This is a genomic window from Corynebacterium halotolerans (genome assembly GCF_050107895.1).
Taxonomy (GTDB): Bacteria; Actinomycetota; Actinomycetes; order Mycobacteriales; family Mycobacteriaceae; genus Corynebacterium; species Corynebacterium halotolerans_B.
On the sequence record NZ_JBNILW010000002.1, the window covers coordinates 199526 to 211987 of the forward strand.

10 protein-coding genes and 1 pseudogene are annotated in these 12462 nt (G+C 67.2%); 5 read left to right on the top strand and 6 right to left on the bottom strand.

What is annotated here, in order from left to right:
- Positions 1-105 precede the first annotated feature (105 nt).
- Positions 106-621 carry a GNAT family N-acetyltransferase gene (locus ACQCVD_RS03200; RefSeq protein WP_426822257.1) on the top strand — a complete coding sequence of 172 codons (516 nt, stop codon included), beginning with the start codon at positions 106-108 and terminating at the stop codon, positions 619-621.
- Here the strand turns inward: ACQCVD_RS03200 and purT are convergent.
- The gene (purT, locus tag ACQCVD_RS03205) at positions 618-1886 is read right to left on the bottom strand and encodes a formate-dependent phosphoribosylglycinamide formyltransferase (RefSeq protein ID WP_426822258.1); all 1269 of its coding nucleotides are present in this window, start codon (positions 1884-1886) and stop codon (positions 618-620) included. The genes ACQCVD_RS03200 and purT overlap by 4 nt on opposite strands.
- Positions 1887-2070: 184 nt before the next feature.
- Between purT and ACQCVD_RS03210 the strand changes: the two genes are divergently transcribed.
- From ACQCVD_RS03210 to ACQCVD_RS03220, 3 genes and pseudogenes are all read left to right on the top strand, one after another.
- Complete coding sequence (locus ACQCVD_RS03210) at positions 2071-3303, top strand: amidohydrolase (protein WP_426822259.1); 1233 nt, start codon at positions 2071-2073, stop codon at positions 3301-3303.
- A gap of 2 nt (positions 3304-3305) precedes the next feature.
- Positions 3306-4793, top strand: coding sequence for an MFS transporter (locus ACQCVD_RS03215; RefSeq protein WP_426822260.1), 1488 nt, complete (start codon positions 3306-3308; stop codon positions 4791-4793).
- Between the two features lie 289 nt (positions 4794-5082).
- Positions 5083-5301, top strand: a pseudogene (locus ACQCVD_RS03220) (IS1634 family transposase); the annotation flags it as partial.
- A gap of 17 nt (positions 5302-5318) precedes the next feature.
- Here the strand turns inward: ACQCVD_RS03220 and ACQCVD_RS03225 are convergent.
- Together ACQCVD_RS03225 and ACQCVD_RS03230 are read right to left on the bottom strand one after the other, a co-directional pair.
- Positions 5319-5858, bottom strand: coding sequence for a GNAT family N-acetyltransferase (locus ACQCVD_RS03225; RefSeq protein ID WP_426822261.1), 540 nt, complete (start codon positions 5856-5858; stop codon positions 5319-5321).
- Positions 5859-7148 (bottom strand): adenylosuccinate synthase, encoded by a 1290-nt coding sequence (locus tag ACQCVD_RS03230; RefSeq protein WP_426822262.1) that lies wholly within the window; start codon positions 7146-7148, stop codon positions 5859-5861.
- 205 nt (positions 7149-7353) lie between these two features.
- Between ACQCVD_RS03230 and ACQCVD_RS03235 the strand changes: the two genes are divergently transcribed.
- Positions 7354-8337, top strand: a complete 984-nt coding sequence (locus tag ACQCVD_RS03235) for a hypothetical protein (protein WP_426822263.1) — start codon at positions 7354-7356, stop codon at positions 8335-8337.
- A 91-nt stretch (positions 8338-8428) separates the two neighbouring features.
- Here the strand turns inward: ACQCVD_RS03235 and ACQCVD_RS03240 are convergent, their stop codons facing one another.
- The 3 genes from ACQCVD_RS03240 to ACQCVD_RS03250 form a co-directional block, all read right to left on the bottom strand.
- Positions 8429-9940 (bottom strand): YkvI family membrane protein, encoded by a 1512-nt coding sequence (locus tag ACQCVD_RS03240; RefSeq protein ID WP_426822264.1) that lies wholly within the window; start codon positions 9938-9940, stop codon positions 8429-8431.
- Positions 9941-10474: 534 nt separating this feature from the next.
- Positions 10475-11053 carry a septum formation family protein gene (locus tag ACQCVD_RS03245; protein ID WP_426822265.1) on the bottom strand — a complete coding sequence of 193 codons (579 nt, stop codon included), beginning with the start codon at positions 11051-11053 and terminating at the stop codon, positions 10475-10477.
- Positions 11054-11206: 153 nt separating this feature from the next.
- Entirely contained in the window at positions 11207-12442 is a 1236-nt protein-coding gene (locus ACQCVD_RS03250; RefSeq protein ID WP_426822266.1) for an FUSC family protein, read from the bottom strand.
- Between the last annotated feature and the right edge of the window lie 20 nt (positions 12443-12462).

Below are 12462 nucleotides of genomic sequence, written 5' to 3' on the forward strand. Positions count from 1 at the left end.
GCCGCCGTTCACCTCGGGTTTTACTCCTGGTTTCCACCAAGATACTTTCCGCGTTTTCAAAACGGCATTGAGTTTTCCCGTCGGGGCTGTCTAGAATTTGCGCCCATGACAACTTTCTTCGCCGTCGCCCACCTCGCGGAGCTCGCTCCGTTGGAGGTCCACCGGCTCTACAAGCTGCGCGTGGATGTGTTCGTCCACGAGCAGGCCACCCCTTATGCCGAGATCGAGGATCTCGACGCCGCCGCCGGCACCGTCCATGTCATGGCGCTGCAGACCCGGCGCGTCGACGGTCACACCACCACCGAACTGGTCGGCACCGCCCGCCTGAGCCCCGAGGAGGTGGCGGGTGAGCAGGTGATCCGGCTCGGCCGCATCATCGTCGCCCCCGCTGAGCGGGGCACCGGCCTGGCACAGGAACTCATTGCCACCGCCCTGCGGCACGTCGCCGAGAAGCATCCGGACACTGACGTGGTGCTGTCCGCCCAGGAGCCGCTGACCGGCTACTACGAGAAGTTCGGTTTCCGCCCCGTCGGTGGACTCACCGACGACACGGGAGTCCCCCACCAGCCGATGCTGCTGCATGCCGCCGAACTGGAAGGACTGGTCAGCCAGCCGGTCTAAACTGCGGCGGTGCCGGCGCCGTCTCCGTCGGGCTCACCGGCGGCGCCGGGTCCGCTGGCCACCTCCACCGTCACGGCCCGGGCCGCCGCCTGCGCGCGCTCCCGGGCCGCGTCCACGTCCTCGGCCGTCGCCAGGGCGACCCCCATGCGACGTCCCGGGTAGGCACCGGGTTTGCCGAACAGCCGCACGTCGGCCTCCGGAACGGCCAGGGCCTGCGCCAGACCGCTGTAAGTGACGGGTTCGGCGTCATCCGCCGCCCGGATGACCGCACTGGCCCCCGGTGAGATGAGGGTGACGTCGATCGGCAGCCCCAGCACCGCGCGGGCGTGCAGCTCGAACTCCGAGAAGCGCTGGGAGACCAGGGTGACCAGGCCCGTGTCGTGGGGACGGGGGCTGGCCGCGGAGAAGTAGACGTCATCGCCGGCGACGAACAGCTCAATGTCGCAGACCCCGCGACCGCCCAGGGCGTTGGTGATGCGCGCGGCCACGGAGCGGGCGTTGTCCAGGGCCGCCGCGGGCATGGCGACCGGCTGCCAGGACTCGGCCAGGTCCCCGTCGTGCTGGATGTGGCCGATCGGTTCACAGAACCAGGTTGCGGGCTTGCCCGTCGCCGGGTCGATGGAACGCACCGTCGGCAGGGTGATCTCGAAATCAAAGTCGATGAAGCGCTCCACGATCACCCGGTCCGCCGGGATGCGCCCGCCGTGCATCGCGTGCTCCCAGGCCCCAGCCAGCTCCTCCGCGGAGCGCACCACGGACTGCCCGCGGCCGGAGGAACCGTAGACGGGCTTGACCACGCACGGGTACCCGGTCTTCTCCACCGCCGCCTCCAGCTGCTCATAGTCGGAGGCGAAGGCGTAGGCCGAGGAGGGCAGCCCGAGTTCCTCGGCGGCGAGGCGACGGATCGTCTCCCGGTCCCGGGCCAGCTCCACGGTGCGGGCGTTGGGCACGACGGTGGCCAGCTCCCGCTCCTCGATCGCCACCAGTGCACTGATGTCCACCGACTCCAGCTCCGGGATGATCAGGTCGGGGCGCACCTGTTCCACCAGCCGCAGGATCGCGGCCGGGTCCGCGGTGTCGACGACGTGGGAGACGTGGGCGACCTGCTGGGCCGGGGCGTCGTGGTAACGGTCCACGGCGTGCACCTCAACCCCGAAGCGCTGGAAGGCGATCGCGACCTCCTTGCCAAGCTCCCCGGCCCCCAGCAGCATCACCCGGGTCGCGGAGTCCGAGAGCGGGGTACCGATGCGGTCAGGGGTATACACAGGTGTTCAGGGCTCCTTAAAGCAGCTGATCGATTTTTTCGAGTATCTCACATCCGACCGGCAGCTCCATAGCACCAGGGGACGCCGTCCTTTCCGGGGTGGCGTCTCCGCTCCGGTGCAACCTCTCTGCTCCGGGATTACTGTGGCCGTTGTCCGACGTTTTCCCGTCCTCAAGGAGACAATCATGACGATCAGAGACATCCTGGCACATCTCGATTCCACCCGGGAGGACCGGGAAGAGCTCTACAAGTACTTCCACCAGCATCCTGAGCTGTCCCTCCAGGAACACGAGACCGCGGCCAAGATCCGCAGCGAGCTCGATTCCTACGGCGTGGACGAGGTGATCGAGGTGAGTGGGACCGGCCAGGTGGCGGTGCTCCGCAGCGGCGACGGCCCGGTGGTGGCCATGCGCGGCGACATCGACGGCCTGCCGATGGCCGAGCGCTCCGGCAAGGACTACGCCGCCGAGGGTCGGACCCAGGTGAACGAGGCCACCGGTGAGGAAACCCCGGTGGCGCACTCCTGCGGCCACGACGTCCACATCGTCTCCCTGTTGGGCGCCGTCGAGGTCCTCGCCGCCCACCGCGACCAGTGGGCCGGCACCTTCCTCGCGGTCTTCCAGCCGGCGGAGGAGAATGCCGCCGGGGCGAAGGCGATGGTGGATGACGGGATCGTCGACAAGCTGCCGAAGCCCGATGTCTACCTCGGCCAGCACGTGCTGGGCACGCTGCCCGGCGGGGCGGTGGGCACCCGGGTCGGCCCGGTGCTGTCCACCGCCTCATCCATCGAGATCACGATCCACGGCAAGGGTTCCCACGGCGCGATGCCGGATCTGGGCGTTGACCCGGTGGTGCTCGGCTCCGCGATCGTCGGCCGGTTGCAGACCATCGTCTCCCGGGAGGTCGCGCCCAAGGAAACCGCCGTGGTCACCGTCGGCAGCTTCCACGCCGGCACGAAGTCCAACATCATCGCCGATGAGGCGGTGCTCCAGCTGAACACGCGCGCCTACTCCCAGGAGGTGGCGGACCACCTGCACGAGGCCATCGAACGCATCGTCCGTGCCGAGTGCCAGGCTGCGCGCAGCCCACAGGAACCGGAGTTCCGCTACTACGACGCCTACCCGCTGACCGACAACAACGCGGAGGTGACCGCCCGGGTACGCACCGCCTTCGACAGCTATTTCGGGCAGGAATCCCAGGAATTGGCGGCGGTGCCCGCCTCGGAGGACTTCTCCATCATCCCCGACGCCTTCGGCACCCCCTACACCTTCTGGGGACTGGGCGGATTCGCGGACTGGAAGAACGCGCCAGGCAACCACTCCCCGCGCTTCGCCCCGGACCTGCAGCCCACGCTCGACCGCGGCGTCGAGGCCATCGTCGTGGCCGCTTCCCCGTGGCTGGCAGCGGACGGAGCCTAACCGTGTCCAGTGCCACCACGGGCCCGGACGGCCGGACCTCCTTCACGGGCAATGACTCCGCGCTGCTGGGCATCGTGCTGGCAGTGGTCACCTTCTGGCTCTTCGCTCAGACCACCATGAACATCGGCCCGTTGATGGCGGAGGACGTCGGCATGCCGATGCCGGTGATGAACATCGCCATCTCGCTCTCGGCACTGTTCTCCGGCATGTTCATCGTCGTGCTCGGTGGCCTGGGTGACAAGTACGGACGCCTCAGGGTCGTCCTGCTCGGCAACATCCTCAACATCGTCGGCTCCCTGCTGATCGCCTTCGCGTTCGGCGCCGGGGCCACCCCGATGATCCTCCTCGGCCGCATCCTCCAGGGCCTGGCGGCCGGCTCCATCATGCCGTCCACCATGGCCCTGCTGAAGGTCTACTGGGACGGCCCGGCGCGCCAGCGGGCGGTGTCCATGTGGTCGATCGGTTCCTGGGGTGGTTCGGGGCTGACCGCCATCTTCGGCGGTTTCATGGCGTCGACCTTCCTGGGCTGGCGCTCCATCTTCATCATCTGCGCCATCGTCTCCGTGATCTCCATCCTGTTGATGCGCCAGATCCCGGAGTCCGCCCCCGCCGCCGGACGGGAGGGCAGGACCGACTGGGTGGGCATCATCTCCCTGGCGGTCGGGCTGGCCGCCCTGCTGATCGTGGTCACCCAGGGTTCCGCGATCGGCTGGACCAACCTGATCACCTGGGGTCTGCTGGGCCTCTTCCTGGCGGCCCTCGGGGTGTTCATCAATACCGAGCTGCGGACCGACACCCCTTTCGTGGACTTCAACCTGTTCAAGAACCCGGTGTTCACCGGCGCCACGATCTCGAACTTCCTGATCAACGGCACCGCCGGCGCGCTAACCGTGTCCCTGTGGGTCCTGCAGGGCGCGGCCGGCATGTCCGCGGCCACCGCCGGTTACATCACCGTCGGGTACGCGATCTTCATCATCGGCTTCATCCGCGTCGGTGAGAAGCTGCTCCAGAAATTCGGCCCACGCAAGCCCATGATCTGGGGATCGCTGATCGTCCTGGCCTCGATCGCCCTACTCATGGCCACGCATACCCTGCAGTGGCAGTACGTGATTCTGGCCGTGATCGCCTACTCCCTGTTCGGTTTGGGACTGGCCTTCTATGCCACGCCGTCCACCGACGCCGCGCTGACCAACCTGCCGGAGGAGCAGACCGGCGCAGGGTCGGGCATCTACAAGATGGCCTCCTCGCTCGGCGCCGCCTTCGGTGTCGCCGCCTCCGCCGCCATCTTCACCGCACTGTCCGAGTCCGGGCTCGAGGTCATCGGTGCCGCCCTGGAGTTTTCCGGCCGCCAGGACAACCTCGCGGTCCGCGAGGCCGGCATGATCGGTCTGGCCTTCAATGCCCTGATGGCCATCGCCGCGCTGATCTCCATCACGATCTTCATTCCGAAGCAGAAGAAGGAGAAGGCGGAGACCGCGGCGCAGGCCTGACCTGCCGTTGCTTCTCGACGCCCCGTCCCCCACGTCGGCGTCCGCTGCCAGCGGGAAAATACCCGGCGCCGGATCTCCGAGAGTGCGCAGCTGCGCAGATCTCTGTGCGCAGCTGCGCACAAAATAGAGGCAGGTACCGAACTGTCGGCTGGAACGACGGTGTCCGTCTTCCGCTAGCTGATCCGCGTATTAACCGTTTCCCACCGCACACACCGGAACGTGTCCCCTACAAGACAGGAGGGCACTCCTGCCCGAGCAGTACTGACGAGGGCGAGGAGGTGGCTGAACCGATGCTCACCTGACGGTGATCATGGCGGCGATGGCTGCCGGTCACCTGCTAGAGCAGCAACCCGCATTGTCCCTCAACAGGCTGGTACGCACAGTGAAGAAATACAGCATCTCCGAAGTCCACGACGCCGGCCAGACCGGCCACGCCGCGTTTCCGCTCCCAAACGACGCGGCCGAACTGGTTCACCGGCTTAGGTCGGGCGACCGGATTCCGCACTAAATTGGTCTGAGTCGGGGCTACAGCCGCCTGCGGTAGTGCACCGACCGGGAGACCCGGTCAGGGTAGACCCGCGGTTCCGGATCCACGAACATCCGCTCCGCCCCAGCCTTCTCCAGGCTGCGGCAGGACCGCAGATTCGCCACGTCAGCACGGAACCACACCTCTGACACCCCGGCTTCCTGCAACGCATCGAACATGGCTGTCTTGAGGGCCCTGTTGGCTCCCGCGCCCCGTTCATCGGGTGTCACCCAGGTGAAGCCGAGGCTCACCCGTCGTTCCTGCGGGTCACCGTCATAGACCGAGGTACAGGCGAGTGGAGTCCCGTCCCGCCACAGCGCATAGGTGCGGCGGCCGGGGTCGGCGGCCAGGAAGGCCGCCAGCGGGATCGGCAGCCTGGTGAAGAAGTGGAAGGTCTCGGCCTGCTGCTCCGACGGTACCGAGGCCTCGACCACACCTGCGGTTTCCGGGGTCACGCGCCGCAGCTCCCACGTGTTGCCCGCCGGATCCACTCCAGCCGGAATGATCTCCGGAAGGGGTGGCCAAGCGGTGCCCGTCACCTAGTCCTCCAGCACGTCGTGGATCACGATGGTCTGGTCCCGTCCGGGGCCCACACCGATGTAGGACATCCGGCAACCGGAGAGCTCCTCCAGGCGCTTGACGTAGGCCTGGGCCTTCTCCGGCAGCTCCTCGAAGGTCCGGCAGCCGGTGATGTCCTCGTCCCAGGCGGGCATGGTCTCGAAGATCGGCTCCGCGTGGTGGAAGTCGGACTGCGTCATCGGCATCTCGTCGTGTCGCACGCCATCCACGTCGTAGGCCACGCAGATCGGGATCTCCCCGATGCCGGTGAGTACGTCCAGCTTGGTCAGGAAGTAGTCGGTGAAGCCGTTGACGCGGCTGGCGTAGCGGGCGATGACGGAGTCGTACCAGCCACAGCGGCGCTTGCGGCCGGTGTTCACGCCGATCTCACCGCCGACTTCCTGCAGGTACTCGCCCCACTTGTCGAAAAGCTCCGTCGGGAAGGGACCGGCTCCCACACGGGTGGTGTAGGCCTTGATGATGCCCAGCGAAGAGGTGATCTTCGTCGGCCCCACACCGGAACCCACGCAGGCGCCACCGGCGGTCGGGTTGGAGGAGGTCACGAAGGGGTAGGTGCCGTGGTCCACGTCCAGCATGGTGGCCTGCCCGCCCTCCATGAGCACGTGCTTGCCCTCGTCGAGCGCCTGATTGAGCATGCGCTCGGAATCGATGACCATGGGGCGCAGCCGCTCGGCGTAGCCCAGGAAGTACTGGACGATCTCCTCCGCCACGATGGCCTTGCGGTTGTACATCTTGACCAGCATCTGGTTCTTCACGTCCAGGGCGGACTCGATCTTCTGCCGCAGGATCGACTCATCGAAGACGTCCTGGGCCCGGATGCCCACGCGGCCGACCTTGTCCTGGTAGGTCGGGCCGATGCCGCGGCCGGTGGTGCCGATGGCCCGCTTGCCCAGGAAGCGCTCCTGCACGCGGTCCAGGATCTGGTGGTACGGGGCGACCAGATGGGCGTTGGCGGAGATCCGCAGGCGGGAGGCATCGGCACCGCGGGATTCGAGGCCGTCGATCTCCTCGAAGAGGGCCTCGAGGTTGATCACCACACCATTGCCCAGGATCGGGGTGGCGTTCTCAGAGAGGATACCGGCGGGCAGGAGCTTGAGCTCGTACTTCTCGCCTCCGACCACCACGGTGTGGCCGGCGTTGTTGCCACCGTTGGGCTTGACCACGTAGTCGACGCGGCCGCCGAGGATGTCGGTTGCCTTCCCCTTGCCTTCGTCGCCCCACTGTGCGCCGACAATCACGATTGCAGCCATTGGTTTACGTCACATCCGATCGCTTGGGTTCGTCGCGTCGACCCCGGATGACCGCCAACGGTGAGCCGGGACACGCACGCGACAAGGACGTTGAACAATTCTAACAGCCACCCCGGACATCCACGGTCCCACCCGCCCCGGGAAACCCCCGCGGGGCATGCACCGATGGTTCCGGGCTCCGTGCCCGCGCGTAGAATCTGCGGGCATGGCACTGTTGGTTTTACGCTGCGGGCTGGACGACACCCCCGGCGACACCCTCGATGCGGCCACGGTCGAGGAAATCCTCACCCGCCGCCAGCTTGATTCCACCAAGCTGAGCGTCCACGATCTGAGCGCGGTCCCCACCCGACGCGAGCTGCGCTTCCTGGATGACACCGCCAAGGAGATCCTGCCGGTGGACCCCACCCCCTCCCTGGATGAAATCTCCGCGCGCCCCGATGTCGAGCACCTGGGGGCCCCGAAACGGGCACCGCAGCAGCCGCCGGAGGCACTACGGGTGATCGTGGTGGGCACGGACGCGGCGTTGTCCGCGGTGCTGACCCGGATGATGCGGGCGGACTACCTGTGGGCCGAGGTCGGCTACGTGCCGGTCGAGCAGGACAGTCCGGCCGCGACGAACTGGGGGTTGCCCACCGATCCGGCGGCGGCCCTCGAGGTTGCGGTCGCCGGACCCGTCAAACCGGTCCCGCTGATCCGCACGGACGCGGGGCTGGCCGTCGCCGGTTCCGCGACGATCAGCGCGTGGGACGGCGGGGAATTGACCGGGGAGATCATCGTCGACGACGCGATCCTCACCCGTCACGAGGCCCGCGAGGGAATCCGCTTCCACGGTGTCTTCGGCGCCCGGCTTGTGCCCATGACCGACGCCCCCGGCATCGCGGCGGTGCGCGCCACCGGTCCGGTGCAGTCGGTGGCGGGCACGGGCTCCGGGTTCGGCGGTTGGCTGGCACGGCGTTACTCCCCCGAGCAACTGCAGAAGATGGCGGCGTCGCCGCTGTTTCGTTCCGCGCTGGCCAAGACCCCCGCCCCACACGGCGGCGTCGCCCCCGAATCCCTGAAGTCCGGCCGGGCCGTCCAGGCCGGAGGGCCGGAACTGGCCGTCACCGTCGACGGCGTGCGGGCCAAGCGCCCCGCGGAACGCTCCACCTTCTACCGACACCTGCGGGACCTGCAGATCGTGCGACTCTAGCGGTGCTTCTATCGGGTGGGGACGCGGCCGCAGGCCAACCAGCGCGGCGGCGGACGGACTCGTCCGAATCAGCCGGGTGGCGGAGTGGTCGTCAGGAGGAGCTGGCCAAATGTGTCCGCTTCGCCTCCAGCAGCGCGTCCTTGATGGCACCCTCCGGCAGGCGCTCGATCTTCTCCAGCGAAACCATCTCCGCCAGCGCGCGGACGTCTGCGCCGGTCAACTCGGGCTCCGCGATCTCGGGGACCGCTGCGCCCTGGGTATGCAGCAGCTGCGTGCGGACATCGCCCGCCGGCAGCGCCTCGATCTCCTCCGGACTCAACTTCCGGGCGATGTAGCGGATGTCGGCCGGCATGTCGTACTCGATCGAACCGTCGCGGTGCAGCTCCTCGGCGACCTCGGTCGCGATGCGCTCCCTGAGCTCCTGGCCATCGTGTGCGACGGTGTCGGCCAGGCTCTCCAACTCGTGCGCGTCCTCCCGGCAGAACTTCTCCTCCGGGTGCTCGCGTTTGGTGAACAGTGCACGCAGCTGGATCCTCCGGTGGGTCTCCACCGCGATCTTCGGACGGTCCCGCAAGTAGGCCACCACCATGATCACGGCGAGGACGATGCCGGCGTAACCGATGACCGGGTAGACGTTGGCCATCAGGGCCTCGAAGCCGACGAAGGAGACCCCGAATCCGATCAGCACCATCGTCGCGAAGATCGGGTAGAACCGTTTCTTCCGCCCGGCCGAGAGCCGGCGCCCGAGAGCGTAGTACTGGCCGACGCAGGTATTGAAGATCATGGCGTAGATGATCCAGACGAGGATCGTGCCGAGGGCCGGGTGAATGGCGTTGAACAGCGCGAGGTTCGGCACGCCCACGCCGGCCACCGCGTCGATCTGCAGGAACATCGCGGTGCCGAGCAGGAGCAGCAGCCCGGTCAGGGTCAGACCCCCGACCAGACCTCCCAACCCGGCCTCGCGTGGGTTGACGTAGCTGCCGCCGATCACGAGCATCATCGACACGGCGGTGATCAGCACCAGTCCCGCGTAGTTGAAGGACGAGATCCACCAGTTCGACATCGCGGAGGGTTCGCCCTGGGCGATCTGGTTGAGCTCCGCGACGTCCACCGGCAGGTGGGTCAGCGCGTAGACGAACACCACGATGACGGCCCCCACGATCAGCGGGGTGATCCAGCCGATGATGTTGATCACCTTGTCGACGTTGAGCAGCCCCGTGATCAGGGTGAGCACGACCATCAGCAGAGCGCCCGCCCACATCGGCCAGCCGAACTGCTGGTTCATCGTCGAGCCCGCACCGGCGATCATGACGAAACCGAGGGCGAAGACCGTCAGTGTGACCATGACGTCAATGAGACGGGCGACCCATTTGTAGGTGATGGACTCAAAGACCGTCGAGTGGTCATCCGCCAGGTAGTAGGAACCGAGCTGGATGATGACCAGTCCGGTGACGGAGATGATCGCCCCGGCCACGGCGATCCCCACGATGCCGATCCATCCGAAGGAGACGAAGTATTGGATGGTTTCGAGGCCGGTCGCGACGCCAGCCCCCACCATCAGCCCCACGAAGGCCAGTGCGATTGTTACGGTTCTGAAGATCACGAGAGCAACCCTTTCCGCCAGCAGCGCTACCGATCACACTTGTTCGCGACCGGTGACGCAGATCTCATTGAGTTTCAAGCTAGTGAACATCACCGCAGGCTCGCAAGATTGTCAGACAATTACTTCTGAGTCGGTCGCCGATCACCCCCCGCACGGGGGCCGCCCCGCGCCGCTGGGGCCGGGATAATGTGGAACTTGCACTCCCCCGCTGGGCCGGCGCGCGCCGGTGATCCACAAATTGCGCCGAGACCCCGCCGCCGAAATCGCCTGCGCGGAGTTAGGTGGCTTCAGCTGCGCACCGGAGCAATCCGCTCGAGCGGCTGCCGGACGTGCAGGCGAAGGTCACGGGCATGGGAGAACCAGCAGGGACAAGACCCGGTAACTGGTGCCCTACGCTGGCGCACCGCGCCTGCCCCACCGCTCCAGCTGATCGCACGCGTCGCCGGACAGGCACAGCTCAGCTGACGCAGGGGCCGCGTTGCGCCATGTTCATGTTCTCCAGGACAACTGTCGACGGATTGACGGCGCAGGTCGTTAAGCCGCCGTCTGGTGGGCACTGCCCTCGGTTGGCTCGGGGGAGGTGAGTACGCAGAGAATGTCCCGGTCGCCCTGCGCCCAGGACTGCGGCGTGGGGTGGAGGTAGGCGATCTCCAACTCGGACTGCAGGTAGGGGACGCCGACGAAGGGTTCGAACTGCGCCAGACAGGATTCCTCCGCCGTGGCACTCAGTTCCTCCACGGCGGGGATCTCACCGTCCGGCAGGGTCTCAATGTGGAAGACCTCGCCGGTGTGTGGCTCGGCGCAGTCGATGACCCCGACGTTCTCGACGTCGTTGACCTTTTCCTCGCCCCCAAAGATCGCCTGGACGTCCGCCACGCAGTCGCCGGTCTCCAGATCGAAGACGAGCTCCTCCTCCGCCCCGGTCGACGTCTCCGGGCTGGTTTCCTCTGACGTGGGGGTTCCGGTGTCGCTCTCCGTCGGAGCCGTGGTTTCCTGGCTGGCCCCGTCCCCTGGACCGGTCTCGGATTCGCTGCCACCGCACCCCACCAGCAGCAGGGCCGAGCCGAGCAGCCCGGCGGTGGCGGTGAGCAGACGATGACTGGTACGCATCATGACGATCCCTTTCAATCCGGTAGGTCGTTGTCTCGACGTAACCAGAAGCTTCCGTCCCCCGCCCGGTAACCCCGGTAAGTGTGATCTATTTGCAACTTTCCCGTCTCTCACGGCGGGGCCGGTCACCGGGTGCGGGAGCCGAATAGCAACCGGTTATTTTCCGTGGTCGCTGCCGTCCACCTCTCCCGGCTCGTCCTCCTCGCCGCGGTGGGGCTCCTCCTCCAGATCCTCCTCCCAGACCTCCGGCGGGTAGGCCGGGGTCTGGGAACTCGGTGCCAGTACCGCCACCGCCGATTCCCGGGACATGCCGCAGACCTGCAGCAGGTCCACGATGATGGAGCGGGCCTGGGCCAGGATCACGTGGGCGGAGAGCACCCGGCCCTCGGCCACGGAGATACCGGCCCGCGCGCCGAGCACCCGCAGCCGGTGTACCAGTTCCGGGATTTCGGTGGCTTCGCTCACCTCCGCCTGACGCTCATAGAGGTCTGACAGTGCCAGCGTGATCTCGGCGAGCTCATCGATCATCTCGATCTGTTCCGGTGCCACGGTGTCCTCGTCCTCGGTGAGCACCAGGGCACGCCGGGCGAGCACGCGGACGTTGCGGATGGTGTTGTCCACCGGCGCCAGGATCCGCTCCAGGGAGCGCACCCGGCGTCGTTCACTCCACAGCAGCGGTGAGACGGTCGCCGTCTCCCGCGCATTCTTCCCCGCCGCGAGCATGGTGTTGATGTCCTGCTGGGTCCCGCGGACGGCGGACAGTGCCTCATCCAGGGCCCGGGTGTCACCCGCCCGCAGGGCCTCGGCGACGTCGTTCAGCACGCTGGCCGCGATCCCCAGTACCTTGGACACCTCCTGACGTCCGGCGCTCAGGGGGGAGGTGGGTATCAGCGCCATGATGAGAATCGCCACGAATCCGCCGATCAGGGCGTCGACGGCGCGGTCGAAGCCGTCGGAGGAACCGGGTGGCATGAGGGTGGCGATCAGGATCGACGCGATCGCCATCTGGTTGCTCACCAGCTGGGCCTTGGAGATGAACGCGGCGGCCATCATGGAGATGGCCACCGCGACGGAGATCTGCCAGTAGCCGGAGCCGATGCCGGCGATCACCAGGTCACCGAAGGCGACGCCGAGCGCGCAGCCCAACGTCAGTTCGAAGGCCCGCTTCAGACGTTCGCCACCGGACAGCCCCAGAATGATGACGGCGGCGATGGGGGCGAAGAAGGGCAGCGGGTGCCCGAAGACCGACGTGGCCACCCAGTAGGCCAGGATCACGGCGAGGGCCGCCTGCAGGTAGGTCAGACGGCGTTTCCACACCCGGCGCAACCTGGCGTTCAGTGAGTCGTCGATCTCCCGGAGCCGCTCCAGCGTCCCGATTCTCTGCTTCGGCATGCCCCCGATCCTAGTCGCCC